The organism is Paenibacillus sp. IHBB 3054, from assembly GCF_051594305.1.
GTDB lineage: Bacteria > Bacillota > Bacilli > Paenibacillales > Paenibacillaceae > Paenibacillus_AQ.
In genome coordinates this window covers 1-26,991 of sequence record NZ_JBOFBG010000007.1, presented here as the reverse complement: position 1 = coordinate 26,991, position 26,991 = coordinate 1, and the positions used below count along the sequence as shown (strand labels likewise).

Genomic DNA, 26,991 nt, shown 5'->3' with positions numbered 1-26,991 from the left:
CTGCTGTAGCAGCCTGTTATTTTTCTCATATTAATATAAATAGAATACAATTTCAATGAGTTTTCAATTCGTTTCCATTTTCGACGCATATGCCATTGCTTGAATGTCCGTGCCGGGCAAGGCTTTTCTCATGTTTTATCAGGATCAACACTTTCAAGATTGTCCTTCTGCAGTGAGGTGCCGCGCTCCTTATGATTGCGGAGGCGGGCCGAGTGGCTGTCACTGAGCATGCCGGCCGTCAGCACCGCATTCTCGCCAAATTTGTTGCGCAGCATATCCATCGTTTTGTTCAGGGACTCCTTCTTCGGCTGACGTTCATAATCGAACAAATCCAGCTGGATAGCGGAGTCCTCCTTGGGGCTCAGTCCCTGCAGGGTAACACCCAGCAGACGCACCGGCTTGTCCCCCTTCCAGTGCTTAGCAAACTGCTCGCACACCGTCTTATAGATGTCTTCAGCACTTTCTGAAGGAGTCTCCAGCTGGCGCGACCGGGTAATGGTCTTCATGTCGGGTGTGCGGATCGTAAGCTGCACACCTGCTGCCACCAAGCCCTGCTTCCTCAGCCGCCGGGCAACCTGGTCGCTAAGATTCAGCAGAATTGGCCGGGCCTCTGCCAGACCGACTACATCTCTCGGCAAGGTTGTCGTATGCCCGATCGACTTGCTCTGTTCGCGCTCGGGATTCACAATGCCGTGGTCAATACCGTTGCCCGCCCGTTTCAGCCATGAGCCCATGACCCCGAAATAATCCACCAGCATCTTCTCATCGGCCGCAGCCAGCTGGCCGATGCTGTAGATGCCAAGCTTCCGGAGCTTTTCGGCTGTTTTTCCGCCGATGCCGAACATTTCATTACATGGCTTGTTCCACAAAACATCCGGCACATCACGCAGCCGGAGGACGGAGATTCCGTTGGGCTTTTTCAGATCCGAGGCAATTTTGGCCAGCAGCTTATTGGGGGCAACCCCAATGGAGCAAGGCAGCCCCAGCTCCTCCATGATCCGGCGCTGGATGGCCCCGGCAATCTCCAGTGGAGTCCCGAACTGTCTGGAGCCGGTAATGTCGAGATAACATTCGTCTATTGAGACTGCTTCAAGCAGCGGAGTATAGCTGTAGGCAATCTGCATGAATGCATTCGAATACTTGCGGTATAGATGAAAGTTCGGTTGAATAACAATTAACGATGGACAAATCCGGAGTGCCTTCTGCACCTGCATGCCTGTTGAGATTCCCAGCCTGCGTGCAGCATAGGAGCAGGTGACAATAATCCCTCTTCGTAGCTCCACGCTTCCGGCAACCGCCGTCGGTTTGCCTTTGTATTGCTCCGGATCCTCCGCCTCATGCACTGAGCAGTAGAAAGCATTCATATCCACATGTAGAATAACCCTGCCGCTCGTTGGGTAATACTGATCCACGTTCTGCACAATATCTACCTTCTTATCTTCAGGGTTTCCATTGTCGGATTTAGCATACCTCTTCAACTGCCGGAAGGTCAACAAAAGCAGATGCGCTGTAAAGTTCTTTGTTACATTCCCGCGTAAAAATGCTATAATATAAAAATTCATTTCCCTTAAGCGGATGCTTCCGAAGTAAATTCTGTACGGAGTAAATCCAGGAAGCCATTCTCACAAAACTTTTAGGAGGACTCCCATGTCTAAGTCCATCTCCATCTTCGATACGACACTACGCGACGGCACCCAAGGCGAAGGCATCAGCCTGTCGGCGGATGATAAGCTGAAGATTGCCAGAAAACTCGATGATCTGGGTGTGCACTACATTGAAGGTGGCATCCCGGGAAGCAACAATAAGGATATCGAATTTTTCAAAAGGGTCAAGGAATTTCATTTAAATGCCAAAATCACCGCATTCGGCAGTACCCGCCGCAAGAACTCTGTAGCTGAGAACGACGACAATCTCCAAAGAATGATTGATGCCGGCGTACCGGCGGCTACTCTGGTCGGGAAATCATGGGATTTCCATGTGCATACTGCCCTACAAACTACATTAGAAGAGAATCTGGCGATGATCGGCGACTCCATCGCTTATCTGAAACGCAAAGGCCTCGAAGTGATCTTCGATGCTGAGCATTTCTTCGACGGCTATAAGAACAATCCGGAGTATGCAGCTGCCGTCCTGGCTAAAGCACGGGAAGTCGGTGCAGACTGGCTGGTCATGTGCGATACAAACGGCGGCACACTCCCGAATGAGATTCAAGACATTGTATCCGGTATGGCCGGGATCCTTCCGGGCGCTTCGCTGGGTATCCATACCCATAATGATTGTGAGCTTGCGGTCGCCAATACGCTCAGTGCCATTGGCGCAGGTGCCCGGCAGGTGCAAGGCACAATCAACGGTTATGGTGAGCGCTGCGGCAATGCCAACCTGTGCTCTATCATTCCCACTCTGCAGCTTAAGATGGGCTATCACTGTATTCCGGGGGATTCCCTCCCCCAGCTGACCAACACCGCACGCTTCGTGAGCGAAGTCGCCAATGTGAATATGCCGGTTAATCAGCCTTATGTTGGAACGGCCGCATTTGCCCATAAAGGCGGCATTCACGTCTCAGCGATTATGCGCGACTCGCGTACCTATGAGCATATTGCTCCTGAACTGGTGGGCAACAAACAGCGCGTGCTGGTCTCTGAGCTGGCTGGCCAGAGCAATGTTCTGTCCAAAGCCCAGGATATGGGCCTCAGTCTTGACCCAAGCAGCGAGCAGGCCCGCAAGGTGATTGACAAGATCAAGAACCTGGAGCATCAGGGATACCAGTTCGAAGGCGCCGACGCCTCACTAGAGCTGCTGCTGCGTGAAGCCACCGGCGAGATGAACGAGCTGTTCACTTTTGAATCCTTCAAAATGCTTGTAGAGAAGACAGCCGGCAGTCCGGTCGTTTCCGAGGCCTTCGTCAAGCTGAAGGCCGGAGGAGAGAACCTGTATACCGCTGCAGAAGGCAACGGTCCGGTCAACGCGCTGGACAACGCCCTGCGCAAGGCGCTGCTGCCCTACTTCCCACAATTGGATGAGATGCATCTCTCCGACTATAAGGTTCGCGTGCTGGATGAACAGGATCAGACCGCTGCGAAAGTACGGGTTCTGATCGAATCCAGAAATTATACTAATACCTGGAGTACGGTTGGAGTATCCAGCAATGTCATTGAGGCCAGCTGGGAAGCATTGGTCGACAGTATGCGCTATGCCCTTTTGGGACAAATCTCACGCGAAAACGACAAAAAGTCCAGCAGTGAGCCTAGAGGCTTAGTCAACCATTAAAGATTCGGCCTCACAAATGCCTCAGACAAAGCCCCCCTGCAGCCGGGAAAACACCCGTTCCGCATGGGGGCTTTAATAGTTGCCGTTTCTTTAAGAGCCGGTTAGTGTGATGATTTTTTTCTCCAGCTCTTCGGGAGTCAAGACGCCGAGAATAATCTCGGAGATCACCCCATTCTTGTCAATCAATACATTGGTAGGAAACACCGCACCGTTATATTCATCAAACACCTTGCCCTTTAGATCAAACATGACCGGAAAGGACAGCATATATTTTTTGATGAAACGTTCGGCGTTGGGCTTATAATCCTGGCTGGTCACATTGATTCCATAAATATCAAGAACATTCTTATATTTAACAGCCATTGCATTCAGCTCTGGAGCCTCCAGCTGACACGGTTCACACCAGGAAGCCCAGAAATTAAGCATCAGCGCCTTCTCCCGAGGTCCTCCTACGTCATAAACAGTGCTGTCGTTTCCCTGCAAAGTGAAAGATGGAGCCAACAAGCCAGCACCTGCACCGCTTTCCAGCTTGGTCGATTGCTGCACTACTGGTACTGACTCGGGCTCAGCCCTGAATTCATGCGCAATTACGAGAACGGCCAATATCACAATCAAGGCCACAACAGTTACATTTCGTTTATTCACAGCTCTCATGGGAAGACCGTTCCTTTGCAAATGGGATGGTTTTCTCCTATTGTACCCCCAATATGTGCAGTTTCAAACCATCCTTTACATCCAAGTAAAATTAGCTTCTTCCGTAACAAAAAAAGAGGATTCCGTCAGAGACGAAATCCTATGAAGAGAGAGGGGTGAATATATGACAGCATACCAGGGAAAAACCCAGCCCATCAGACTGGATAGCTCCGTACAGCTCATGCTGGGGAAGCATTTGCTGACCTGTTATCCGCATGAAGCTTGCGGCGTACTGCTGGGTGCTGCCGCAGCGGGCGGCATGCACATCAAGGACTATGTCCCCATGAGCAACGTAGCGCCTGACCCGCTGCATGCCTTCGTTCCCGATCCCCGCGAATGGGTAAAGGCACTCTATAACGAACCCGCCCCTGTCGGTTTGTTCCACTCCCATCCCCATTCTGCCCCCTGGCCTTCTCCCTCCGACATCGAGGGACTAAGCGCACTGGGTCCCGAATTCAAGGTATACCTGATCGGTTCTCCCGGTACGGACAATAATGAGGAAATAATGTTGAGGGGCTTTCATATCGACCGGCTGCCTGATTCAAGCGGAACAGCGGGTTACCGGCTGCTGCATGCTCCGCTCTATGCTCTGCTTAAATAAGCATACAGATCTCCCAAGGTATCAACCTGCCGCTTCTGGGAGATCTCATTCAGATAAGACACCCATAGCCGCGCCGTCATTTTGGCATCCTCCAGCGCATGATGCCGCCCTTGGATCGGAATTTCGTGTACGGCAAGAAGTTCATCCAGCGTATAATTGCTGCGGTGCGGCTCAAGCCAGCGGGCCAGCATCATCGTATCCAGCACTCTGTGGGTAAGCTGCACTTTGGAGGTTTTCCATAATGCAGCATTCAGAAAAGACTTGTCATGCGCACTTCCGTGCGCCACCAGCACCCGCTGGCCCACAAAGGACATGAAATTATGCAGCCCGTCCATTAACGACGGTGCAGCGGATGTCATCTCTTTGGAAATCCCCGTAAGCTTGGTAATATTATCCGGTATCGCTGTCTGGCAGTTTACCAGTGTATAAAAGCATTCGTCTTCTTTTATTTCCTCCCCTACTACACGAATCGCACCAAATGACATAATCTCATCCCCATGCTGGTGGGAGAAACCTGTCGTTTCCAGGTCAAAAATAACGGTCTCAAGTTCAGAGAGAGGGGTATGCAGCACTTCAGGACGCCTTTTCTCGCGCATCAGGGAACGGATAAAGGCCATTTGCTGCGCCGTTTGCTGTGCCGATTCCCCGCCTCTCATCGACGCGATGGCGGATGGCATTCCGCCTTGTCTCAGGTTGTTCCAGAATCCGCCGCCTTTGTTCGGCTCCTTCATGACTGTCCCCTTTCCGCTGACCGGAGCTGACGCTGCAGTGCCCTGTGCAGGCGCCTGACGAGCAGCAGACTTTCCCGCAGCTCGGACATGAGCTGCTTATTCTTCAGATCACTTTCAGCAATATAATCACTGCTGGACAACAAGCCGTCGTTTACACTGTAGGGAGTGTTCGCACGCATCCGCAGCGCGGTCAAAAATGCCCGGCGGATATCTTCAAGGTGCTGGTACTTGTCAAGCGCCCCCAATACTTCCAGCCTCTTCAGCGTGGAGCTGTCCCAGACTCCCTCAAATAAAGACAAATGTCTAACAATATTCACGAGCGGAATATAAACACCATATTTAACATCAAATCCTCCGGCATAATCGCCGAACCGTTCCGTCAGTACCTGTCCAAGAAGATTTAGTGTCGCCTTGTGGCGGACCGTATTGCGCAATACCGCCGTGGACAGCTTCTCGTTGCCGATAAATCCCGCATGAAAAGCTTCCCGCCACTCCGCGGATAACTCCGCGTTCCCGGCTACATGGCGCATATCGGAGGAAATAATCAGATAACGGATCGGCTCCCATTCCAGCTGGTTCATCCAGCTCTGCAGCTGTTCTTTCCATTCCGTCAGTGTCTTGCACCAGAGCGGCTCGGAGCACATCACCTTGCCGCTGCATTTCTCATAACCCACTTGTTCAAATAAATCCGACAACATCGCACCAAAGGCTCGGAAATAACTCTTCTTGAGCCCATCCGGTTCCCCTTCCACAATCAGGCCGTTATCCTGATCACTCCAGAGCGTAGCTTCCTGCCTGCCTGCGCTGCCAAACACAATAAAGGAATAGGCGCAGGGAGGCGGGCCGTAGCCCGCCTCTTTCATCTGCGCCTCACATATGATTACTGCCGCCTTCGCAATACTGTCATGCATTGCATTGACACGGGTCATCCATTCCTCGATTGGAACAACGTTTAACTGTGCCAGAAGTACGGTTTGACAGGCCGTGCGCCTTGCCTTAAGCTCCTGCGGCGAACCGGCCGTTGCGATGGACAAGTAATTTTTATCTTCATTCCACTCTGCTGACTCCATCGAAGCCACTCGGTCCGCCCCCCATCTATGAAGTAGTTAATTTTTAAGGGTCTTGGATTCCGATTCTGCAATCAGTTTCATTTGTTCAGGATAACCGTAAGTACCATGTTCACTGATATCAAGGCCCATCAATTCTTCCTCTTCGGTAACACGCAGGCCGATAGCCAACTTAATTACGTAGAGAATGATGAAGGACAGAACTGCTACGAAGACAAAGGTACCTGCCACACCCAGCACCTGTACGCCGAGCTGGTGGAATCCGCCGCCGTAGAACAATCCGGGTTTACCAACAAGCGCGCCTTCCGCGATCAGATCAGGTGTTGCGAACAACCCGGTGGACACCGCTCCCCACATCCCAGCGATACCATGTACAGAGAAGGCATAGATTGGATCATCAAGGCCGGCACGTTCCAGCCATTGTGAAGTCATGAAAGTGAATGCTCCCGCTACAAACCCGATAAGAATTGCTGCCCAAGGCACTACGAATGCGCAAGCGCCTGTGATTGCAACCAGTGCAGCCAGAACACCGTTCAGCATTGCCGGGATATCCGACTTGCCGAAGTAGAGCCAAGAAGCGATCAGTGCAGCCAGACCGCCAGCCGCAGCTGCCAGGTTAGTTGTCAATGCTACGTGGCCGAAGAATCCGCCCATTGGAGACAACGCGCTACCAGGGTTAAATCCGAACCAGCCGAACCAGAGGATGATAACACCGAGTACTGTGAATACTTGGTTATGTCCCGGAATAATAACCGGCTTGCCTTCTTTGTTGAACTTGCCAAGACGGGGTTTCAGCAAGATTGTCGCGACTACAGCCGCCGTTGCACCTGTAAGATGGACAACCGTTGAACCTGCATAGTCCTGCATACCCAGTTCAGCCAACCAGCCGCCGCCCCATACCCAGTGAGCTACGACAGGGTAGATAACTACAGAGAACAGAATTCCGAAGATAATGTATACACTAAGCTTAGCGCGTTCCGCCATACCACCGGATACGATGGCCAGAGAAACTGCGGCAAAAGCCATTTGGAAGAGGAATTTAACGTTTAAGGTTACATCTGAGAATGCCAGGGAATCGAATGATGCTGCTTGTGTTTCACCACCATAGAAGAAGCCTGTAGTTCCGAAGAACCCGTTGCCGTTACCGAAGCCCAGGCCAAAACCCAGTGCCCAGAAACACAAGCTGGCAATTGCGAGTGTCAATACGGTCTTACCAGCTACGTGGCCCGCATTCTTCATCCGGACCGAACCGGCTTCAAGCATCGCAAACCCCGCTTGCATAAAGAATACAAGAATAAATGCCAGGAAAGTAAACGCCGTATCCAATCCTATTTGGAGATCCGGTGCTGCCGGACCTTCAGCGGCAAATGCGCTGACCGGGTAGACCATCAGTGTAATCATGGCCAGAAACATCATTATCATCTTTTTTTTCATTCTTTACCCCACTCCCCAATGTTATATTTTCTAACAAAGCGTGAAACTCTTAATGTCATTATAATCAGAAGTCAGGTAAATTGACAAGACTATTTTTATGAATGTTGCGATTTATTTCTTGAGGCACATGATTTCTTCACTATTTGCCTGTAGCTACGCATTTTCGCTGTTAAATCACAGGTTTCCAGCCGATCAGCAAACCTTATTTATGCAAACGCATACAGCAAAAGCGGACTTCTCCATGTATGAATATGTATTTTCATTAATGTAAATTATCTAAGATGCTGTATTGTATGTTAAGTATTCTGAACATATATCAAGTGAATGGTGCTTATTTTGCCGAATCCCTTTCTTTTCATGAGCAAAAGAAGCAGCGCGCTCTTCCGTCAATTCAAAAAACATGACACATAATATAACATAATTACAGAAACCCATCCAGCCTTGTGAATATACCGCAGTTCGTAAGGTCCATTCGGTGTACAATCTTATAGAAGGAAGACCTGCTTTTCCAAAGGTATCTTTGGCTTTAATCCTGCATATACTTAAAGTAAGTGTCACGTTTGACTGTACGGTTTATCATTTGATATCATTATAAGTATAAATATAGTAAGAAGAGCGCCGGATCAAACCGGCCGGATTCTGTTAGCGAGGTGAGAAGAACATGGGGATATGACCCTGTACCGGATTGGCGAACTGGCCAAAGCTGCAAGCATCAGTGAACGTACAATCGATTATTATACGAAGCTGGGACTCATTGTACCAGAAACCAGAAGCATGAAGAATTATCGGCTGTACAGCCATGAAACTTTAATCGCTCTGGAACGTATCAATCAGTTAAAGCATGAGAAATATACATTGGAAGAAATCAAAACCATGATGAGCAAGTGGAATTCAGCCGCACCAGAAACCGATGTTTCGGATAAACTCGTGGAGCTGGAACTGCAGATGCAGCGGCTTGAGCGCGAAGTGAAGGCACTGGAACCGATGATCAGCGGACTGAAACCGGTCCAAGCCAAACGAGCGCTGGCCGCACTGCTTCCGCAGGGCGTTGCGTGCATGGAGGCGATCCGGCTCCTGCTCTTGCAGGGGCCGCCAATGTAAATAGTATTTTTACACCATAGTGGAGGAATGTTATATGATGCCTTTGATGTATCTCTTAGTTATTATCGCTTTTCTATTCTCGTTGTGGGCTCAGTTCAGAGTTAAAGGCAACTTTAATAAATGGTCCAAGGTTGCCAACATGAACGGTTTGACAGGTTATGAAGCCGCACGGCGCATGCTTGATGCCAATGGCCTTTATGATGTACCGATCGAACCTGTGCGCGGCACCCTTTCCGACCATTATGATCCCGTCCACCGAGTGGTGCGCCTGTCGGAGCCTGTATATTATGAAAGCTCCATCGCCGCTGTCTCTGTCGCATGTCACGAGATCGGCCATGCCATTCAGCATAAAGAACATTATCCAATGCTCACCCTGCGCCACCGGATGTTCCCGGTTGTCAATTTCGCTTCCGGCGTAGCCCCCTTCATGCTGTTGGCAGGATTTATTTTCAGTTCATTGAATCTTATTGGTCTGGGTATTATCTTCTTCTCGGCTGCAGTAGCCTTTCAGCTTGTTACATTGCCGGTTGAATTCAACGCCAGTAGCCGGGCCCGCCAGGTTATGGTTGAGCAAGGCTACATCCGCAACGAGGAAGAGCGTGGCGTAGCCAAGGTCCTGAATGCAGCTGCCTTAACTTATGTCGCTGCTGCCCTGGTCTCCCTGCTTGAACTGCTGCGTCTGATCATGATGTTCTTGGGAAATCGTGATTAAGCTAATCTAGTTAACCCTCTGTCGATATACAGAGCAAATACCCCGGGAGGCTACGAGCCGACCGGGGTATTGTTATTTCTATCTTTGAAATATGTCAACAGGAAAGTGCGGAAGGAGCGGGCTACCAGCGGCAGCTTACCCTCACTGCGGTGAATGATTCCCACCGTTCTGGTCACAACGGGATCTATCACCCTCACTTGAGCCGGCTGCATAGGATTAGTCTGATACAATGCCGTTTCCGGCAGCAGGCTCACTCCCATGCCAGCGGCAACCAAACCTCGTATGGTATCAGTCTCTCCGCCCTCAAAAGCAATCTGCGGCTTGAACCCCGCCTGCAGGCAGGCTTGCCATACGATCGGTCTCAGTGAATATCCCTGGCTGAACAAGACGAACTTTTCTTCCCGCAGCTGTTCAAGCCGGATTACCTTCTCTCCGGCAAGCGGATGATTCTGCGGAAGGATCGCGAACAGCTCCTCTGTCATTACAATATCTCCGGCCACATGACCGTCATTTTCGGGGAAGGGAGAAATAAAAGCCAGATCCACTTCACCGGACAGTACGTCTTTAATCAAAGACGGAAAAGACCCCTGCTTGAAACGAAACTTAACCTGAGGATAATGCCGGCGAAACTCCGCCACAATGGAAGGTATAAGATGCGTACCCAGGCTATGCGGAAATCCGATGCGGATCTCTCCAAGCTCCGGGTCCAGAAATTCATGCACCTCAGCTACCGAGCGCTCTAATTCCTTCAGCACCGACTCTACCCGTTTGCAAAAAAGCTGCCCCACCGGGGTGAGCTGCAGATTGCGCCCCTTTTGCATGAATAAGTCCACTCCAAGCTCCTGCTCCAGCTGATGAATCTGGCGGCTAACCGCAGATTGCGCCACATGCAGCTCCTCTGCCGCTCGGGTAACATGCTCTTTTTGCGCTACCTTCAAAAAATATTGCAGCTGTCTAAGCTCCACGAATCCAACACCTCCTACCTTCGGCTTTTTTTGAATACCCGTATCATAAGTCCATAAAGAAAGAACCCGGCCACGAGGCCGCCAATATGGGCTGTATAGTCCACATGAGGTGTGGCGAAGGACATAATAATCCCCATCACCAAAAGCCCGTACAACGTCTTACGTGAGCTCTCATCCATCATCGCTCTCTGCAGCAGCGCAATATAGAGAAATGCGCCGTATATGGCGTAGATCGCTCCTGAAGCCCCTACTGAAACCGTACCGTAATCCACCACAGAACGGCTGCTGACCGCGACTCCCAGAAGATTGGCAAGGAAACCTCCTGCCAGATAGAGCAGCGCGTAGCGCCACCAGCCCATCAGCCGTTCCAAAGGCGGAGCAAACACCAATAACGCAAAACAGTTAAAGAACAGATGGGCAAAGCCATTGTGCAGAAACATCGCTGTCGCATAACGCCACAATTCCTCTTTCAGCGGGCTGACATTAACAGTTCCCCCGTAATCAATCAGTGTCTGGATATTTGTCGAGCCGCCGTTTAACGTCAGAACAATAAACATAATCACATTCGCCAAAATAAGCAAACAGGTTACCGGATAATACCGGAGATAGCTTCTCCACTTTTCATATCGTATGAATATCATAACACCCACCCTTTATGTAAGTTGTCGGTTGGACATCCAGCTTCTAAAAAGATTATAATTTATTGTGGCAGTAAGAATCCAATATTGCAATTCAAGGAGGAACCAAGGATATGACGCAAGAAAGAACAGGCGTGGCCGCATTTAAAGGCAACCCCATCACACTGGTGGGTCCGCAGCTCAAAGCCGGAGATTCCGCACCACAGTTCACAGTGAGCAAGAATCTGCTGGAAGATACTTCCCTCAGTGATTACGCCGGCAAAATCAAGCTGATCAGCGTGGTGCCTTCTCTGGATACCGGTGTATGCGATGCGCAGACCCGCCGCTTCAACAGCGAGGCCGCAGAGCTCGGCGATGATGTCGTTATTCTCACCATCAGTATGGATCTTCCGTTCGCCCAAGCCCGCTGGTGCGGCGCAGCCGGCATTGACCGGGTCATCACACTGTCTGATCACAAGGAAGCAGCCTTTGGACAAGCCTACGGCGTCCTGATTAAAGAATTCCGTCTGGACATGCGTTCCATCTTCGTAATCGACAAAAACGATACTTTGGCTTATGTGGAGTACCTCGGCGAAATGTCCGAGCATCCCAATTACGAGGCCGCTATTGTAGCTGTAAAGGAACTGCTGTAGCCTGCAGCCGAATTGAATTTCATTCGTAGTACATGAAAGTCTATAAGTTCTTATTTTTTTAAAAAAAGCGGCAGAAGGTCATCCTTCTCCCGCTTTTTGCTTATGGGTAGGCTTATTGTTTAATGACAGGCTGCATCTTCATACTTCACGAAACCGTATACAATCTCTGAACAGAAAAGTGCAGCTTGCCTTTATTCTGTCTTGTATTTGCCCAGCTTCTTATCAAGAGACTGGTACAGACGTTGAATTACTCGATAGTTGGCGCCCAGGTCGCCAAGCGAACCTCTGGATGCCGAGTACATATCTACGCCGCAACGCACCGGTGAGGTACTCAGCACCGAAACGGTAATATCCAGCGTACGCCCGAATGCCGTTCTCTTCTCAAGCGTAATCTCTCCTACAGATTGCACTTCATGAAGCACTTTGAAGCCAGGAACCTTCTTCAGCGTTGAGGATACTTCTTCCCACGCCTTATCTCTAGAAAGAGTGTAGTAACGCGTCTTTAATGTCGGATCTTTTGCACGGTCGCTTGTTCCGTCATGACTGCGAAATAAACCGACCAAAGTTCTTTTCAACGACAAAATTCTTCCCCCTCTTCAAATCCCAAGTTCATTAGTCTAAGTGTAACACTCTTATCCCAGGAACAAAAGGGCATTGCTCACTTTCACCTTGTTCACTATAAACAAAAAGGTACCCCATCCCCGCGGGTAAGCGGGAAACAGGGCACCTTGTCAAAAACAGTAGAAAACCCGCCTATGCCGTCCGGCTACAGTGTCTTCTGAACCTGCTATAGCAGGTGGGTGACCGCAGAAGTCGTTTTTGAATTCCCCGAGTCGTATAGACAGGGCCTTTCAGCCGCGCTTCGTATAGATCTCCCAAGACATTATCATTGGTTCAAAACAACGAGCAACCGTAAACGTACATCGCAGGATTTGTTACTATTATATTGCGTTTTGACGAAAAAGTAAACCTGTATGCGCTTTAATTTACACTGGAATAAATTTCTCGCCTAATTTCGCGGCTTATGTGTAATTAATGTTAGATCCGTTTTTTATCTTTATCTGTATCGTACTCGTCATCATCGTCGTCATCATCTTCATCGTAATCGTCACCATCTGCCTCAAGCAATTCCGCGGCTTCTCTTTCTGCAGCCTCCTGGGCTTCCTGGGCTTCCAGTTCCTGTTGCTTCTTCTTCTCCACCTGCAGTTGCAGCTTGTTGTATGTAGCGTAAAAGTTAAAGAAGGCGAAAAAGGCAATCAGTGTAGGAATACACAGGGCGTAAAGCACCGGATACTTCAGACCTATATAGACAAGAACCGCTGCACCAATAAGCGTGGAGAATACGCGGATCGGCCGGGCGATTGTCAACAGAACAGAGTTGGTCACCACTTCTTTGAAGGTCATTTGATAATGAACCACAATCGAGAAGAAATTAAACATGGAGACGAACAAAATAATCATCAGCACCAGCATTAAAATCCCGACGATTCTGAAATTCGCCATTTGCGTCATGTATACGGTCACATCTACGTACATCACAACAAACAGCACTGTGTAGATTACTCCCCCAAGCATACTCTTGAAATAATTTTCTTTGTACCCCTGGAAAAAAGTGCGGAATGTGCTAACATCGCTATTGCCCATAACCCATTTGCGTACAACCGTAAATAGTGCCGCTGTTGCCGGGAACACCGTAAACGGTGCCAAAATGCCCATCGCCCAGTTCAGTGTGATCTGTTCATTCGGGCCGCCTGCACCCGATCCCCACATAATCATCTTCATTACTCCCATGAACAGAAACGGAACCGAACAGATTGCCCACAAAATGTTACTGAAGGCGATACGTGAAATCCATTCCGTGACGCGGTATAGACCGCCCATTGCTCCTTTAAACTCCAATTCCCTTCCTCCTGTCTGTCTCGCGCATACTGCGTATCTTAACTATACCTTATTTGACCCGGACTTTTCCAGCGCCCATTCTTAAGATTCTGGGTTATGGTCTATACAAGCCCGGCGATCCGTCCATATATTAGGAACGTAACCATTACAATCACCTTAATTCAAAGGAGGTTTTACCTATGTCCTCACCAGTTGGCGGCGTCTGGACTTCCACAGGCACTATCCTCGTTCTGTTCATCCTGCTCGTTATTATCACCCGTACTTTTATTATCTAAGGCATGAAACACAAAGCCTAATTTTGTTCAATTGTACAAAAAGAAGACGAGAACCGTAACCGGTACTCGTCTTCTTCCATTATTGTCGGTGCTGCTTAAATGTCGTAATCTTCGCGTTTAGCCGGACGAGTACTTGTGCTGCTTGGACGCGCCGATGGTTTGCGGTCGGCACTGCTGTCGCGGTTGCCTTTGTAACCGCCGCTGCTGCTGTTGCTGCCGTAGCCGCTGCTGTAACCACCACGGGTTGTGGCGCTGCCGCTGCTACTATCGCGGTTGCCTTTATATCCGCCGCCATAGCTGCTGCCGCTATCACGGTTGCCCTTATAGCCACCGCCTGTGCTCGATCCAGTGCGGTTGCCGCCGTAGCCGCCATTAGGCTTGCGGCCGCTGCGGATGTCATTCTTGCCGCCGCGGCGTTTTGCGCGGATCGGATCTTCAGGTGTCAACTCAACCTGTGTGTCCTTGTTGTCGCCGGTAAGCAATTTCATTGCTGCTGAGAGCAGTTGTACGGAATCATATTGCTCCAGCAATTGAATCGCGATGCCTTTGTATTCGTTCAGCTCGCTGCCTTCTTCAACCATTGCCAGCAGACGTTCTGCAGTGATGCGCTGTTTGCCTTCAATTGCCTCAGCCATTGTTGGCAGCGGTTTGCGGGTAATCCGGTGACGGGTTACACGCTCGATCAGATGCAGGTGATCCATTTCACGCGGAGTCACGAATGACCACGCTGTTCCTTCTTTACCTGCGCGGCCTGTACGGCCGATACGGTGTACATAACTTTCCGGATCTTGCGGAAGGTCAAAGTTGATAACATGTGTTACACCGGAAACGTCGAGTCCGCGCGCCGCTACGTCAGTAGCTACCAGGACGTCAATGCTGCCGTCGCGGAATTTACGCATAACCGCATCGCGTTGGTTCTGGGACAAGTCGCCATGCAATCCGTCAGCGGAATATCCGCGTTTCTGGAGGCCTTCGGCAAGCTCGTCAACCCGGCGTTTGGTGCGTCCGAAGACGATTGCCAAATCTGGGGATTCCATGTCGATCAGACGGCTCAGTGCTTCAAACTTCTGGCGCTCAGGAACTTCGATATAGGCTTGGTCAATCAATGGAGCGCTGATTTGTTTTGGAATTACGGAAACATGTTGCGGGTTCTTCAGGAACTGTTGGGCGAGACGTTGAATGTTAGGAGGCATTGTTGCTGAGAACAACATGGTTTGACGTTCTTCCGGCACGAGCTTGAGGATCGTCTGGATGTCTTCCATGAAGCCCATATCCAGCATTTCATCAGCTTCATCCAATACGATGGTCTGCACGTCATCAAGACGGATCGTCTTGCGGTTGATGTGATCCAGAAGACGTCCAGGTGTTCCGATAATGATCTGTGGTTTCTTCTTCAATCCGCGGATTTGACGGCCGATATCCTGTCCGCCGTAAATAGCCAGTGAACGCAGACCCTTGAAGCGGGTCAGTTTGCCGATTTCCTCAGCAACCTGAATAGCAAGCTCACGGGTTGGCGTCATAACTAGCGCCAGGATTCTTTCTTCTTCCCGAGCAATTTTGGAGATGAGGGGAATACCGAAAGCGGCTGTTTTGCCGGTACCGGTCTGTGCCTGGCCGATCAAGTCTGCTCCAGTCAGCGCGAGCGGGATTGCCTGCTCCTGAATGGGTGTTGCTTCCTCAAATCCTAGCTCTGTGATTGCTTGAAGCACTTTTGGCTCCAAGCCGAATTCTGCGAATGTTTTCAAATTATTCATGCTCCTTCTATACAGTGGACATTCCACATGCTTGTCTGTATTCTTAAGTAGCGGTAAACACATTTATAGGCTGTCCAACCATGCCGTAATCTCTGCATGGTTTACGCGTATTGGGACGAAAAAATGTCCTATGATCAAGCCTGGTTATTTAGCCTGAACAATTGTAGCTTCACATCCGAAGCAATGCAAAAGTACCATTGTAACGTTCTACTCAAGAATATCCTATACATTATATCACAAACCCGATCAGGAATACCAGTGTATTCCTTTCTTTCATTACTTACATTACACGTCAGAGGTGAATTTGCTTGTTACGACTAAGACAACTAGGCAATTACCTTGCCATCATCTTGGGTTCGGCGATGATAGCAAGCGGCTTCAATCTGTTCTTAATCCCCCATCGGCTGTTAAGCGGAGGGGTATCCGGTGTGGCAATGTTAGTGGGTTATTTCACTCCCCTTAACATCAGTCTGCTATATCTGCTCTTCAATGTGCCGCTGCTTGTGGCAGGGTGGTTTCAGCTCGGGCGCAGATTTATTATTCTCAGCATTTTATCCGTAGGGGCCACAACTTGGCTAATGACGCTGGTACCGCAGACAGCTGTAGCGTCGGATATGCTTCTTGCCTCCGTTTTCGGCGGAGTGCTGGTAGGTGTCGGCAGCGGTATTTCCTTTCGGGTTGGAGGATCTACGGGCGGCTTTGACATTATCGGCTCCATTATTACGCGCTACCGCGACTTCCCGATCGGGAATGTGCTTGTAGGGCTGAATGGTATCGTCATTTTGGCCGCTGCCTATTTTGACGACAATTGGAATTTAGCCCTTGCTTCCATGGTCTCCATTTATGTGACCGGAAAGGTCGTCGACCTGATTCACATCAGTCATGTTAAAGTGACTGTCTACATCGTAACCACAAGGACAGACGAACTGCTTCAGCAGCTTCTGGGCTTGCAACGCGGGGTCACAAAGATCAAAACAGAGGGCGCTTATTCTCATGTGGAACGGGACATGCTAATGACAGTGACCACCCGCTACGAGCTCGCAGAGCTTAAAAGAATCATTAGAACCAGCGATCCTCAGGCTTTTGTGAACATTGTGGAAACCGTTGGAGTCATGGGTTCATTCCGCAAAAGATCACATTGAAAGAAATGCGCATAAATTAAAATTGTGATATATTATACTCACGCAGGACCCTTACAATTTCATGAAGATTGGGATTTACCCCTCTTTTTTCCGGCACTTCGTTTTACGGGTGTACCCTGAATTCAATTCAGTACCATTCGAAAAAGGAAAGGGTGATTTTTATGGAAATGGAAACGGTAAAACTGTCAGCAATCGTCATGAGGTGGTATCCTGATATGATGCCGTTTCTCAAGCAGAACGAATTGAATTCCGTAATCGTTCTGCGTGACGGTCTGAGTATTCTGGAACCGGCAGATGCCATGGATATCATCCATTACAGCATTTGCGAGCATCAGAATTCTGCGTATCTTCAGTGAGTAAGACGTTTCGAAGCAAGTCTTCATAGTTGCCGCTTGGGGTTCGGCTATGTGCCGGGTCCGGGCGGCATTTACTTTTTATCAGGACCGTTTAAAATCTGTACATCCCGTTTATAAACAACAAGAGCGGTTATTTTTAACAGCCAAAAATTACAGGGATTGTTACAAGTCTGTTCTTTTTGGCAGCTGCCGTTCCTTTATACTTTAAGGGAATGTACATAAAGGGAGAGAATAGCAAATGAACATCACCTGGGCATTACTGATGATGGCCCTGGGAGGCGTTGGCGTGCCGCATGGCGGACACGACTCCGACGTGACGGCTGCATTGCAGTCCGCCACCAATCCCCCCATCGTCGCAGAGCACAGCAGCAATCCAAACGGAGCATCGGCATCACCAAACGCCACAGGCGGCACCACATCCCCTACTCCGGTTACAAGCGCTTCACCCGGAACTGAAGCAGGAGGTACTGACGGCGCGATTCTTGCCGATCCGCAGCCGGATGCCCCCAAGGTTAAAGGTATTTATGTAACAGCCTACAGTGCAGGCGGAGCACGGATGGAGTCCCTGCTTAACCTGCTTGATAAAACGGAATTAAATTCCATGGTCATCGATATTAAGGATGATGCGGGATATATTACCTACAAGACAGACAATGCGGAACTTCAGAAGCTGGGTCATCCCCAGCCGTTCATCGGTGACATCAACAAGCTGATGACCCGCCTAAAGGAGCATGACGTATATCCGATTGCCCGGATCGTAGTCTTTAAGGATTCTGTTCTCGCCAAGAAGAAGCCGGAAATGTCATTCGTAAATACAAATGGCACAGTCTGGAGCAATAAAGGCGGAGACAGCTTCGTCAATCCCTATAATGAAGATGTATGGAAATACAATGTAGACATCGCCAAGGAAGCCGCCAAATTGGGCTTCAAGGAAATCCAGTTCGATTACGTCCGTTTCCCGGAAGGCTTCGAGAAACGTGCTGATACTCTTAAATATACCAAGAACGACAGACCACGTGTAGAAATCATTGGCGACTTCGTTAAATACGCCAAAGCAGAGCTGAATCCGCTGGGCGTACGGGTATCAGTTGATATTTTCGGATACGCCGCTTCAGTTCCCGCTGCGGAAGGCATAGGCCAGGATTTCGTGAAAATATCGAAGAATGTGGACGTCATCAGCCCGATGGTATACCCAAGCCATTATTCAACAGGATGGTTCGATGTGAAAGACCCTGACAAAGACCCTTACGCGACCATTAAGGGTTCTATGGTCGATACACATAAGAAGCTCGACCCTCTGGGAAGCTACAAACCGATTATCCGCCCCTGGATTCAGGACTTCACCGCAAGCTGGCTTGGAAGCGGCCATTATGTGAAATACGGCAAGACGCAGGTGGAAGACCAGATCCGGGCTTTAAAAGACGAGAAAGTGGATGAATTCCTCCTCTGGAATGCCAACAACCGTTACACTTCGGGTGTGGATTACGAGAAATAATGACTACAGCAATTATCCTTAATGAAATCAATTAGCAAATATAAGCCAAGGACCCGGCGCCCTGCCGGGTCTTTTACTGATAATATAAGGATTATGTTACACACTTTTATAAAATTCAGATGACGAGGCACAAACCGATGATACATACTACTACTCTTAAACAAAAGGCAAGCCAATTCCTGCATATTTTATTTCCTATTCTTGTTACGCAGATTGCGTTGTCAGCTATTACTTTCTTTGATACCAATATGTCCGGCAAATTCGGCACGGATGATCTGGCCGGCGTAGCCATCGGCACCAGCTTATGGATCCCGATTCAAACCGGGCTTAGCGGCATACTCATGGGTATAACACCGATTGTGTCTAATTTAATAGGCAACCGCCGGGATAAAGATGTCGCTTATCAGGTGACCCAGGGCATCTGGCTCTCACTGATTGTTTCTCTGCTCGTCCTTGTGATCGGCGGTTTCGCTCTGTCGCCTGTTCTTGATTTTATGAATCTGGAGCCGCAAGTACGGAATATCGCTTTCCGCTTCCTGTGTGCCATTTCCTTCGGCATCATCCCTCTGTTCGGCTATACGGTAGTCCGCAGCTGTATCGATGCATTAGGGCAGACAAGAGTTTCGATGTTCATCACGCTAATTGCTTTACCTGTCAATGTTGGGCTGAACTATCTGCTTATCTTCGGAAATTTCGGTTTCCCACGCCTTGGGGGAGTCGGAGCCGGGGTCGCGTCGGCTATCACCTACTGGGTGATCTTCGGAATTGCCCTGACCTTCATTTACCGCTCCGAGCCCTTCAAAAGCCTGCAGCTGTTCCGCAAGTTCTACGCCATATCACTGAGCAGCTTCAAAGAGCTGCTTAAGATCGGCGTGCCTATCGGATTCTCCATCTTTTTTGAAACGGCGGTTTTCTCGGCAGTAACACTGCTCATGAGCCGATTCGACACAGTAACCATTGCAGCTCATCAGGCGGCGATCAACTTCGCCTCCACCCTGTACATGATTCCGCTCAGCATCTGCATGAGCCTGACGATTCTCGTCGGCTTTGAGAACGGGTCCGGCAGGCAGAAGGATGCCCGCCAATACGGCATTATGGGCATCGCCTCGGCCGCCGTGCTGTCGCTGCTGACTGCTCTCGTCCTCTTGTTCGCCGGCGATTCGGTTGCCGGACTTTATTCCGACGAACCCGAGGTCATCTCCCTGATTCAGCACTTTTTGATTTACGCGATCTTCTTCCAGATCTCCGATGCCATTGCCACGCCGACGCAAGGGGTGCTGCGGGGCTATAAGGATGTAAACCCGGCATTCATCATTTGCTTCGCCGCCTATTGGGTAATCGGCCTGCCTACAGGCTATGTCCTGGCGACTTATACCGATATGGGCGCCTACGGCTACTGGGTTGGACTGATTACCGGTCTGGCGATTGGAGCCATTCTGCTGCTGACACGGCTAGTCAAAGTCCAGCGGCGGTTTGCCTTGGCCACCGGGGCTGGAGAACAATAATGGCTTTGAGTGCAGCACAGCTTTTTCGGCACCATACCGAAGAAATGTGATGTTCTCGCAGTAAATTAAAAAGGAACAGCGCGGTCTTCCGCAGCTGTTCCTTTTTTTGAGTTAACGACTTTTCACAAGCATCTCTACCGCTTCCTTAATCACTTTATCCGGTGAATTGCCCTGCTCCAGCTCATCCTGAATGCATTGCTCCAGATTAGCGCCGATAACAGCACCCACCGTGCGGTCTACAGCTGTTCTTATTGCCGTCAGCTGGGTCACAATCTCCCGGCAATCCTGCCCTTCCTCCAGCATGCCCAGCACACCACGCACCTGGCCCTCAATACGCTTCAATCTGTTTTTGATGCCTTTATCATATTCCATACATCCCACATCCTTTAGATAAACAAATTCACACCCGAATCCTCAGCGGCTCCCAGATAACTGGCTACCCCGCCAAAATCAACACCAGCCATTAATTCTTCCTGTTTGATGCCCATGATGTCCATACTCATCGTGCAGGCAATGATCTTTACGCCGGCATTCAGCGCACCCTGCATCAGCTGTTCTAGAGAGTCCACATTTTTCCGTTTCATTGCATGCCGTATCAGCCTTGCACCCAGCCCGCCCATGTTCATTCTGGACAACGGCAGCTTTGTGGTACCTTGAGGCATCATCATTCCGAACATTTTGTCCAACCCTTTTTTCTTAACCGGAGAAGCATTTCTCTGACGCAGAACATTCAATCCCCAGAAGGTAAAGAACATGGTCACCTGCTTGCCCATCGCTGCCGCACCGGAGGCAATAATGAAGGAAGCAATCGTCTTGTCCAGATCACCGCTGAACACGATCATCGTCGTACCCTCCTTGGCTTCAGAAGGCACTGCTGGCAAGGCTTCTCCCGTCACCCTGTTTAACCCTTTACGTACAAGGGCCTTCACTTTCCCTTCCGACACATCCACCGATTCCAGCGTATTCTGCGTCTTGAGGCACCAATGCTTAATATCTGCGGCAAAACCGAAATCCGTAGCAGCAATCTCCAGCTGCTGTCCTTCCTGCATGGACTTTACAGTCTCATATACCTTGAGTATAGGGCCGGGACACTGCAGTCCGCAAGCATCCAGCAACAACAGCTGCTCCCCGCTGCCGCTTTGTGCCCTGTCATCTAAAGAATCCGGAGAGGTTGGTAAATGGGCTGCCGTATCTGCGCTGCTCTCCTCTGGCGGCAGGATGTCCTTCATTGCCATTACAGCATACGTTTTGTATCCACCATCGACATTCTTCACTCTGTATCCATGTTGACTCAGCATTCTTGCAGCAATATAGCCTCTAAGCCCTACCTGGCAGGATACCGCGATCTCCTGATCCGCAGGAATCTCGGCAAGCCGGTTTCTCAATTCGGATAGGGGAATGTTCACTGAGCCGGGAATGAAACCTGCCAGCCGTTCCACCTCGTCCCTGACGTCAATGATCAGTCCGCCCTTGGCGGAGAAAGCATCCACCTCATGCCACTGCAGATTGCTGACTAATCCGTCCACAACATTGGAAGCGGCATAACCTGCCATATTGACGGGGTCTTTAGCCGAAGAATATGGCGGTGCATAGGCCAGCTCTATATCCGCGAGCTCGTTCACTTTCAGCTTCCCTCGAATGGCAGTGGCGATTACATCAATCCGCTTGTCTGCACCGTCTACCCCCACGGCCTGTGCTCCGTATATATCACCATTACCGGGATTGAACAGCAGCTTCATGGCAATTGGGGATGCCCCGGGATAATAACCCGCATGTGAATTGGGGTGGATATGAATGGCCTCATAAGGGACACCCAGAGCAGCGAGCGTCTTCTCGTTGTTCCCGGTAACCGCTGAGGTCAGGTTAAAGGTCTTAATGATTGCCGTTCCCAAAGCTCCTTCATAGGAGATGGCGTGACCATTGATATGATCAGCCGCTAGACGGCCTTGCCGGTTCGCTCCCCATGCCAGAGAAACCATGGTGGCGAATCCATGATTGCGGTCCTTGACCTCAATGGCATCGCCGATGGCATAAATATCGGGATCGCTGGTCTGCAGGGTAGAACTGACCTTAACCGCGCCGCGGATTCCCAGCTCTAGACCGCTGTGGCGGGCAAGCTCATTCTCTGGAGTGACTCCAATTGCCATAATGATCATCTCGGTCCTGATCACGTCTCCAGAAGAAAGGCGCAGCATCCCGCCCTGTTGCTCAAAAGCCTCCACCCCCTCATTCAGCCTTACTTCCACGCCGTGCATCCGGAGATGCTCTTCCACAGGTTTGGCCATTTCCGGGTCCAGCGGATTGAGGAGCTGTGCGCCGCGGTCAATAATCGTCACCTCAAGTCCGCGTTCACGAAGGTTCTCCGCCATTTCCAGCCCGATAAAACCTCCGCCTATAACAGTGGCATGCTTAGGACGCAAACTGTCAACAAAAGATTTAATCCGGTCCGTATCCGGGATATTTCTTAAGGTGAACACATTCTTGGCCTCTAAGAGACCCGGGATATCAGGCACAATGGGTCTCGCACCCGGGGACAGAATCAGGATGTCATAGGGAATCTCTCCCGTCTCACCGGTGCGTATATCACGGTAATGAACAAGTTTATGCTGGCGTACAATTTCAGTTACTTCAGTAAGCACCCGCACATCTATGTTAAATCGTTCCTTGATACCCTTGGGCGTCTGAAGAAATAGCTTATCGCGGGAATCAATAGTTTCACCAATATAATAAGGCAGTCCGCAGTTGGCAAACGATACATGCTCCCCGCGTTCAAACAGGATGATCTCATCCTGTTCATTCAGTCTCCGCAGCCTCGCGGCAGCTGTCGCTCCACCGGCAACGCCACCGATAATAATGATTGTTTTACCCATATTCTTATCCTCCTTATAATTATACCCCATGGGGTATATAATATACGGGTGGGGGTATATTGTCAAACACAAAAAAGCCGCCTATCTCTAGGCGGCTTGTGAAGCGGCGTTTGCCGCTCTCTTGTATTCTACTGGGAAAGACGGGAAGCCAGCTCGTACAATTCCGTATCGAAATCTTTCTTCGTATTCACCACAATATCGATATCGGTAAGCGTCAGCTCGCCTTTAATAATGCCGCAGCCTTTATCCGATTCACCTTCGAGCAGTTTGCGAACAGCAAAGTCACCCAAACGGCTTGCCAGGTTGCGGTCGCCTGGAGTCGGAGTACCTCCGCGCTGAATATGACCCAGAACCGTTACGCGGGCATCCAGTGAAGCATGGCGGTCTTTCAACGCTTGTGCAACGTCTTCACCCTTGCCTACGCCTTCAGCGACAATAACGATACTGTGGCGTTTGCCTCTGGCAAAGTTGTCACGCATCCGGTCAGCCACCTCGTTGAGGTCATAAGGCATTTCCGGTACGAGAATGGTTTCGGCTCCGGAAGCCAGACCTGCATGAAGAGCAATATCTCCGCAGTGGCGTCCCATAACTTCTACAATGGAGGAACGCTCATGCGAGGACATGGTGTCACGAAGCTTGTTAATGGCATCTACAACTACCCCTACTGCTGTATCAAAGCCAATCGTGTAGTCCGTGAAAGAAATGTCATTATCAATCGTACCCGGCAAAGCCATTGTCTTAATTCCCAGCTTGCTGAGCTTGTTAGCTCCTTTGTAAGAGCCGTCACCACCGATAACTACAAGGCCGTCGATGCCCATTTCGTTCAGGATGTCCGCACCCTTCTGCTGACCTTCAGGCTTCACGAATTCAAGACATCGCGCAGACTGCAGAATGGTACCTCCACGTTGAATAATATCGCCTACACTGCGCAGATCCATCGGGAAAATGTCGCGGTTCAGCAGACCCTGATAGCCGCGCTGGATACCATACACTTCAACCCCGTAAAAAATTGCGCTGCGCACTACCGCGCGAACAGCGGCGTTCATGCCCTGTGAGTCTCCTCCACTGGTCAATACTGCGATTTTTTTAACATTAGTCATCCTGTTTGTTCCTCCTTAAAATTGTGCGGTACACATCCCTTGTTGAGGGAATGCGCTCCACGACATCTAATACATGTGTTTGCGGATCCAGCGGCTGTTCACAAAAAAGAACAGTCTGGTCAGCGGGCTCTTTCTCATCAGACGCTTCGATACCGTGCGAACCTCCCGCTGTTCGCTGACTTTCGGATCGGATAAATAAAGTGCCAGAAGCCCCTCGATCACCATGCGGTGCATGGAGGTCTCGGGAAGATTACGGACATCCTTACGGGCCCACTCCACGATGGAAGCGATCCGGTTCAGCATAGTATCTGAATTGTCATAATAATTGCAGAAATTAAGATCACCGCCGGCCCGGTCCTCATCCTGATCGATCAGGTAATCCAACATAATGTGCAATCCGCAAAGATGCGGAAAATACGCAGCACGAATCGAAACCGATGCCGATTTAGTCAGCTTGGGGTCGCAAGAGGCCAGAAAAAGCATAAATACACCCAGTGTGGAACCTGTTGCTGCTGCAAACTCATTCCATTGAAGATGCGGAGCACGCTTTCCCTCTTTCGCCCACCACTCCTTCAGGGCATCTTCCCTGAGTTCGGGGCTTATGTGCTTATAAACCTGCAAATCCGTATACAGTACAGCCAGATCATGAATCTCCGCGACCGCCGAAGCATACCCGGGCAAAAGCGCGGTCATCTCCTGACACTTGCGGACCAGCCTGTACAAATATCCGCCGTCATTCTGCTCGCTGCGCAGCGCATAATAATTAACAGGCTCTGCACCGGGGGTAATTGCGTCCAGCATGGATTGATGCAGCAGCCTGAAATCGGCAGGATCCAGCGAAGTACTGCGATCACATAAGTTGTCCAGATAATCACTGATCGTTTGATATGCGACAATTAACGGAATCAATATATGTCTCATTGACAAATTACCGGCGGCATAAATCCCGCCGCCTTCACAATGAAACTGCTTCGTTTCAATGCTGGCAAGCGCTTGCTTGCGGAGCTCGGGATCGGGAATCCCTTCCGCATCCTGGCGCCAGAAGCCCAGACATTCCCGCACTTCCGGCAGCACGTACTTGTAGACCCTGTTCATAAGCCCAATAGGGCCCCGCGGGCTAAGGTAACGGCCTTGCTCAAATTCACTCAATGACAGTGCCTCCACATTGTTGTCTCCTTATCCAAATCATCATTATTATAATATCATCAACGTATTTGTACAAACAACAAAATCACTTTCGCAAAAGGCTGAAAGATTCAGAAATACCTCAATTTTAACAAACATGCTGACTTTTCTTTATGCTATACTATCCGTATTTGATATCCGGAGGAGTGCAACTTCATGTATTCAGGACGGACCGGAGGCCGGTACAGCGATCAGAACTGGCTGCGATCCTTTATGTTCACACTCTACGGCACAAGCGTGCTGGTAGTTTCGTATTTCCCGCTATTCTATACCCATCTGGGCTTCAGCAGCCCTCAGGTCGGACTGCTATATTCTGTCGGTCCGCTGATCTCCATTCTTTCCAATCTGTTCTGGAGCATGGTCAGCGACCGGCTGGGCACGATCAAAAAGATCATGGCTATCCTCCTGGCAGGTCAATTGGTAACTGCACTAATGCTGGCTAGAGCCACCGGCTTTACAAGTGTTATGCTTATTATTTCCCTTTTCTATTTCTTCTATTACCCGGTTTTTCCGCTTGCAGACACTATGGCCATCAAAATTGCGCAGCGCCACGGACGCAACTTCATCGCCATACGCGTGTTCGGCTCTCTCGGGTATTCCTTCTTCGCGCTCACCATCGGCTATGTTCTGCGGGCCTTGGGTCCTTCCTACAGCATTACCGTCTGTCTTGTTATTATTGCAGCCGCACTGCTTATCACCTTCGGGCTGAAGGATGCCAAGCGGAATGATGAAGCAACCGAGAGCAGTGTCAGCTCTGGAGAGCCCCCTGTCAAGAGCGGCGGACTTAAAGATATTTTACTGCAAAAGGAAGTGCTGTGGTTCTTCGGCTGTGTATTCGTACTCGCCCTCGGCCACAGAATGAATGAAGCTTTTCTAACACTCAGCCTGAAAGGAATGAATGCCGGTGATGAAGTCATCGGCTGGGCACTGCTCGCTTCGGCACTAAGCGAAATCCCTGTCTTCTTTTTGCTCAGCAAATATGGAGAAAGATTCAAAGAGCTGCCGCTGCTCGCGATTGGCAGCCTTATGTATGCCTTGCGCTTTCTGCTTATGTCGCTGGCCGATGTTCCCGGGGCCATTATCGCTATTCAGGCGATGCACAGCATTTCGTTCGGAATTTTTTATGTGACGGCCGTCCGGTACATTACACGGATCATTCCTGATCATCTGCGTGCAACAGGACTCGCTCTCTTCACGGTGGTGTGGTCCAGCGCCTCCGGCCTGCTCAGCGGCACATTCGGAGGCCTGATTTATCAGGACGCCGGGCGCAAGGTTTTTTACCTGGTGGCCACGGGCTTTTCGCTGCTCGCCTTCCTTGGGTTTCTCGGCAAGCATCTCGTTGATGTTGGAGGAGGCCCAGGACGTTATTTTAACCGTAAAATAAAACCTGCCGCCAGCCAGCCGCCGGATTCGCCCTTCCCGCCGGCTCAATAAAACAAGAGACCTTACTGCCCAGACTATGGCCGGCAAGGTCTCTTCTCTATAATAAAAAACACAAATGTAGGGTAAGACGAGGGATTACTCCCTCGGACTCCCCGTCAAACCGTGCATGCGGATTTCCCGCACACC

At 50.0% G+C, this 26,991-nt stretch carries 25 protein-coding genes and 1 other RNA gene; 11 read left to right on the top strand and 15 right to left on the bottom strand.

Annotated features, from left to right (window positions below; genetic code table 11):
* Positions 1 to 128: 128 nt before the first annotated feature.
* Positions 129 to 1,421: a DNA polymerase IV gene (locus ACQ76X_RS10515; protein WP_438493577.1), complete on the bottom strand. Its 1,293-nt coding sequence runs from the start codon at positions 1,419 to 1,421 to the stop codon at positions 129 to 131.
* Positions 1,422 to 1,647: 226 nt separating this feature from the next.
* Between ACQ76X_RS10515 and cimA the strand changes: the two genes are divergently transcribed.
* Positions 1,648 to 3,267 carry a citramalate synthase gene (gene cimA, locus ACQ76X_RS10510; protein ID WP_438493575.1) on the top strand — a complete coding sequence of 540 codons (1,620 nt, stop codon included), beginning with the start codon at positions 1,648 to 1,650 and terminating at the stop codon, positions 3,265 to 3,267.
* Positions 3,268 to 3,357: 90 nt separating this feature from the next.
* Here cimA and ACQ76X_RS10505 read toward each other — a convergent pair whose 3' ends face one another.
* A complete protein-coding gene (locus tag ACQ76X_RS10505; RefSeq protein ID WP_438493573.1) occupies positions 3,358 to 3,921 on the bottom strand; it encodes a TlpA family protein disulfide reductase in 564 nt (187 codons plus the stop codon).
* 163 nt (positions 3,922 to 4,084) lie between these two features.
* Here ACQ76X_RS10505 and ACQ76X_RS10500 point away from each other — a divergent pair, with 163 nt between their 5' ends.
* Positions 4,085 to 4,561: a M67 family metallopeptidase gene (locus tag ACQ76X_RS10500; protein WP_438493571.1), complete on the top strand. Its 477-nt coding sequence runs from the start codon at positions 4,085 to 4,087 to the stop codon at positions 4,559 to 4,561.
* Here ACQ76X_RS10500 and ACQ76X_RS10495 read toward each other — a convergent pair.
* The 3 genes from ACQ76X_RS10495 to ACQ76X_RS10485 are packed head-to-tail and all read right to left on the bottom strand — an operon-like array spanning position 4,543 to position 7,793.
* On the bottom strand, positions 4,543 to 5,292 hold the full coding sequence (locus ACQ76X_RS10495; protein WP_438493569.1) for an exonuclease domain-containing protein: 750 nt from the start codon (positions 5,290 to 5,292) through the stop codon (positions 4,543 to 4,545). The two genes, ACQ76X_RS10500 and ACQ76X_RS10495, sit on opposite strands and share 19 nt — an antisense overlap.
* Positions 5,289 to 6,362, bottom strand: a complete 1,074-nt coding sequence (locus ACQ76X_RS10490; protein WP_438493871.1) for a DUF294 nucleotidyltransferase-like domain-containing protein — start codon at positions 6,360 to 6,362, stop codon at positions 5,289 to 5,291. The genes ACQ76X_RS10495 and ACQ76X_RS10490 overlap by 4 nt, the downstream gene beginning before the upstream one ends.
* A 36-nt stretch (positions 6,363 to 6,398) precedes the next feature.
* Positions 6,399 to 7,793, bottom strand: coding sequence for an ammonium transporter (locus tag ACQ76X_RS10485; protein WP_038589677.1), 1,395 nt, complete (start codon positions 7,791 to 7,793; stop codon positions 6,399 to 6,401).
* 669 nt (positions 7,794 to 8,462) lie between these two features.
* On the opposite strand from ACQ76X_RS10485, the gene ACQ76X_RS10480 reads away from it, so the two are divergent.
* The gene (locus ACQ76X_RS10480; RefSeq protein WP_076112320.1) at positions 8,463 to 8,894 is read left to right on the top strand and encodes a MerR family transcriptional regulator; all 432 of its coding nucleotides are present in this window, start codon (positions 8,463 to 8,465) and stop codon (positions 8,892 to 8,894) included.
* 34 nt (positions 8,895 to 8,928) lie between these two features.
* Positions 8,929 to 9,606: a zinc metallopeptidase gene (locus ACQ76X_RS10475; RefSeq protein ID WP_379142704.1), complete on the top strand. Its 678-nt coding sequence runs from the start codon at positions 8,929 to 8,931 to the stop codon at positions 9,604 to 9,606.
* Between the two features lie 50 nt (positions 9,607 to 9,656).
* Here ACQ76X_RS10475 and ACQ76X_RS10470 read toward each other — a convergent pair whose 3' ends face one another.
* Both ACQ76X_RS10470 and ACQ76X_RS10465 read right to left on the bottom strand, forming a co-directional pair.
* Entirely contained in the window at positions 9,657 to 10,571 is a 915-nt protein-coding gene (locus tag ACQ76X_RS10470) for a LysR family transcriptional regulator (protein WP_038589672.1), read from the bottom strand.
* Positions 10,572 to 10,585: 14 nt separating this feature from the next.
* Positions 10,586 to 11,212, bottom strand: coding sequence for a rhomboid family intramembrane serine protease (locus ACQ76X_RS10465; protein ID WP_438493566.1), 627 nt, complete (start codon positions 11,210 to 11,212; stop codon positions 10,586 to 10,588).
* Positions 11,213 to 11,322: 110 nt separating this feature from the next.
* Here ACQ76X_RS10465 and tpx point away from each other — a divergent pair, with 110 nt between their 5' ends.
* Positions 11,323 to 11,841: a thiol peroxidase gene (gene tpx, locus ACQ76X_RS10460; protein ID WP_438493564.1), complete on the top strand. Its 519-nt coding sequence runs from the start codon at positions 11,323 to 11,325 to the stop codon at positions 11,839 to 11,841.
* A gap of 191 nt (positions 11,842 to 12,032) precedes the next feature.
* Here the strand turns inward: tpx and ACQ76X_RS10455 are convergent, their stop codons facing one another.
* The 3 genes from ACQ76X_RS10455 to ACQ76X_RS10445 all read right to left on the bottom strand — a co-directional run bounded on the left by ACQ76X_RS10455 (position 12,033) and on the right by ACQ76X_RS10445 (position 13,740).
* A complete protein-coding gene (locus tag ACQ76X_RS10455; RefSeq protein WP_438493562.1) occupies positions 12,033 to 12,422 on the bottom strand; it encodes a DUF1499 domain-containing protein in 390 nt (129 codons plus the stop codon).
* 161 nt (positions 12,423 to 12,583) lie between these two features.
* A non-coding RNA gene (ssrS, locus tag ACQ76X_RS10450) (6S RNA) lies at positions 12,584 to 12,776 on the bottom strand.
* A 103-nt stretch (positions 12,777 to 12,879) separates the two neighbouring features.
* Complete coding sequence (locus tag ACQ76X_RS10445) at positions 12,880 to 13,740, bottom strand: YesL family protein (protein ID WP_438493560.1); 861 nt, start codon at positions 13,738 to 13,740, stop codon at positions 12,880 to 12,882.
* 179 nt (positions 13,741 to 13,919) lie between these two features.
* On the opposite strand from ACQ76X_RS10445, the gene ACQ76X_RS10440 reads away from it, so the two are divergent.
* Positions 13,920 to 14,015, top strand: a complete 96-nt coding sequence (locus ACQ76X_RS10440; RefSeq protein ID WP_438493558.1) for a YjcZ family sporulation protein — start codon at positions 13,920 to 13,922, stop codon at positions 14,013 to 14,015.
* 95 nt (positions 14,016 to 14,110) lie between these two features.
* On the opposite strand, the gene ACQ76X_RS10435 is transcribed toward ACQ76X_RS10440, so the two are convergent.
* Positions 14,111 to 15,760: a DEAD/DEAH box helicase gene (locus tag ACQ76X_RS10435; RefSeq protein ID WP_438493556.1), complete on the bottom strand. Its 1,650-nt coding sequence runs from the start codon at positions 15,758 to 15,760 to the stop codon at positions 14,111 to 14,113.
* A gap of 317 nt (positions 15,761 to 16,077) precedes the next feature.
* On the opposite strand from ACQ76X_RS10435, the gene ACQ76X_RS10430 reads away from it, so the two are divergent.
* The 4 genes from ACQ76X_RS10430 to ACQ76X_RS10415 all read left to right on the top strand — a co-directional run bounded on the left by ACQ76X_RS10430 (position 16,078) and on the right by ACQ76X_RS10415 (position 20,267).
* Positions 16,078 to 16,911, top strand: a complete 834-nt coding sequence (locus ACQ76X_RS10430) for a YitT family protein (RefSeq protein WP_038589657.1) — start codon at positions 16,078 to 16,080, stop codon at positions 16,909 to 16,911.
* Positions 16,912 to 17,072: 161 nt separating this feature from the next.
* Positions 17,073 to 17,267: a hypothetical protein gene (locus ACQ76X_RS10425; RefSeq protein ID WP_038589654.1), complete on the top strand. Its 195-nt coding sequence runs from the start codon at positions 17,073 to 17,075 to the stop codon at positions 17,265 to 17,267.
* Positions 17,268 to 17,505: 238 nt separating this feature from the next.
* Complete coding sequence (locus tag ACQ76X_RS10420; RefSeq protein WP_438493553.1) at positions 17,506 to 18,762, top strand: putative glycoside hydrolase; 1,257 nt, start codon at positions 17,506 to 17,508, stop codon at positions 18,760 to 18,762.
* A 137-nt stretch (positions 18,763 to 18,899) separates the two neighbouring features.
* On the top strand, positions 18,900 to 20,267 hold the full coding sequence (locus tag ACQ76X_RS10415; RefSeq protein ID WP_438493551.1) for an MATE family efflux transporter: 1,368 nt from the start codon (positions 18,900 to 18,902) through the stop codon (positions 20,265 to 20,267).
* 111 nt (positions 20,268 to 20,378) lie between these two features.
* On the opposite strand, the gene ACQ76X_RS10410 is transcribed toward ACQ76X_RS10415, so the two are convergent.
* The 4 genes from ACQ76X_RS10410 to ACQ76X_RS10395 all read right to left on the bottom strand — a co-directional run bounded on the left by ACQ76X_RS10410 (position 20,379) and on the right by ACQ76X_RS10395 (position 25,386).
* On the bottom strand, positions 20,379 to 20,639 hold the full coding sequence (locus ACQ76X_RS10410; RefSeq protein WP_438493549.1) for a metal-sensitive transcriptional regulator: 261 nt from the start codon (positions 20,637 to 20,639) through the stop codon (positions 20,379 to 20,381).
* A gap of 14 nt (positions 20,640 to 20,653) precedes the next feature.
* Positions 20,654 to 23,137 carry a CoA-disulfide reductase gene (locus tag ACQ76X_RS10405; RefSeq protein WP_438493547.1) on the bottom strand — a complete coding sequence of 828 codons (2,484 nt, stop codon included), beginning with the start codon at positions 23,135 to 23,137 and terminating at the stop codon, positions 20,654 to 20,656.
* 128 nt (positions 23,138 to 23,265) lie between these two features.
* On the bottom strand, positions 23,266 to 24,237 hold the full coding sequence (gene pfkA / locus ACQ76X_RS10400) for a 6-phosphofructokinase (protein WP_341091865.1): 972 nt from the start codon (positions 24,235 to 24,237) through the stop codon (positions 23,266 to 23,268).
* A gap of 66 nt (positions 24,238 to 24,303) precedes the next feature.
* Positions 24,304 to 25,386, bottom strand: a complete 1,083-nt coding sequence (locus ACQ76X_RS10395; protein WP_038599341.1) for a tetraprenyl-beta-curcumene synthase family protein — start codon at positions 25,384 to 25,386, stop codon at positions 24,304 to 24,306.
* Between the two features lie 192 nt (positions 25,387 to 25,578).
* Between ACQ76X_RS10395 and ACQ76X_RS10390 the strand changes: the two genes are divergently transcribed.
* Entirely contained in the window at positions 25,579 to 26,856 is a 1,278-nt protein-coding gene (locus tag ACQ76X_RS10390; protein WP_438493545.1) for an MFS transporter, read from the top strand.
* Positions 26,857 to 26,991: the final 135 nt, after the last annotated feature.

Excerpts from the sequence above, each read along its gene's own strand:
- cimA (WP_438493575.1), top strand. The coding sequence starts at position 1,648 with ATGTCTAAGTCCATCTCCATCTTCGATACGACACTACGCGACGGCACC.
- ACQ76X_RS10505 (WP_438493573.1), bottom strand. The coding sequence starts at position 3,921 with ATGAGAGCTGTGAATAAACGAAATGTAACTGTTGTGGCCTTGATTGTG.
- ACQ76X_RS10500 (WP_438493571.1), top strand. The coding sequence starts at position 4,085 with ATGACAGCATACCAGGGAAAAACCCAGCCCATCAGACTGGATAGCTCC.
- ACQ76X_RS10495 (WP_438493569.1), bottom strand. The coding sequence starts at position 5,292 with ATGAAGGAGCCGAACAAAGGCGGCGGATTCTGGAACAACCTGAGACAA.
- ACQ76X_RS10490 (WP_438493871.1), bottom strand. The coding sequence starts at position 6,362 with ATGGAGTCAGCAGAGTGGAATGAAGATAAAAATTACTTGTCCATCGCA.
- ACQ76X_RS10485 (WP_038589677.1), bottom strand. The coding sequence starts at position 7,793 with ATGAAAAAAAAGATGATAATGATGTTTCTGGCCATGATTACACTGATG.
- ACQ76X_RS10480 (WP_076112320.1), top strand. The coding sequence starts at position 8,463 with ATGACCCTGTACCGGATTGGCGAACTGGCCAAAGCTGCAAGCATCAGT.
- ACQ76X_RS10475 (WP_379142704.1), top strand. The coding sequence starts at position 8,929 with ATGATGCCTTTGATGTATCTCTTAGTTATTATCGCTTTTCTATTCTCG.
- ACQ76X_RS10465 (WP_438493566.1), bottom strand. The coding sequence starts at position 11,212 with ATGATATTCATACGATATGAAAAGTGGAGAAGCTATCTCCGGTATTAT.
- tpx (WP_438493564.1), top strand. The coding sequence starts at position 11,323 with ATGACGCAAGAAAGAACAGGCGTGGCCGCATTTAAAGGCAACCCCATC.
- ACQ76X_RS10440 (WP_438493558.1), top strand. The coding sequence starts at position 13,920 with ATGTCCTCACCAGTTGGCGGCGTCTGGACTTCCACAGGCACTATCCTC.
- ACQ76X_RS10425 (WP_038589654.1), top strand. The coding sequence starts at position 17,073 with ATGGAAATGGAAACGGTAAAACTGTCAGCAATCGTCATGAGGTGGTAT.
- ACQ76X_RS10420 (WP_438493553.1), top strand. The coding sequence starts at position 17,506 with ATGAACATCACCTGGGCATTACTGATGATGGCCCTGGGAGGCGTTGGC.
- ACQ76X_RS10415 (WP_438493551.1), top strand. The coding sequence starts at position 18,900 with ATGATACATACTACTACTCTTAAACAAAAGGCAAGCCAATTCCTGCAT.
- ACQ76X_RS10410 (WP_438493549.1), bottom strand. The coding sequence starts at position 20,639 with ATGGAATATGATAAAGGCATCAAAAACAGATTGAAGCGTATTGAGGGC.
- ACQ76X_RS10405 (WP_438493547.1), bottom strand. The coding sequence starts at position 23,137 with ATGGGTAAAACAATCATTATTATCGGTGGCGTTGCCGGTGGAGCGACA.
- pfkA (WP_341091865.1), bottom strand. The coding sequence starts at position 24,237 with ATGACTAATGTTAAAAAAATCGCAGTATTGACCAGTGGAGGAGACTCA.
- ACQ76X_RS10390 (WP_438493545.1), top strand. The coding sequence starts at position 25,579 with ATGTATTCAGGACGGACCGGAGGCCGGTACAGCGATCAGAACTGGCTG.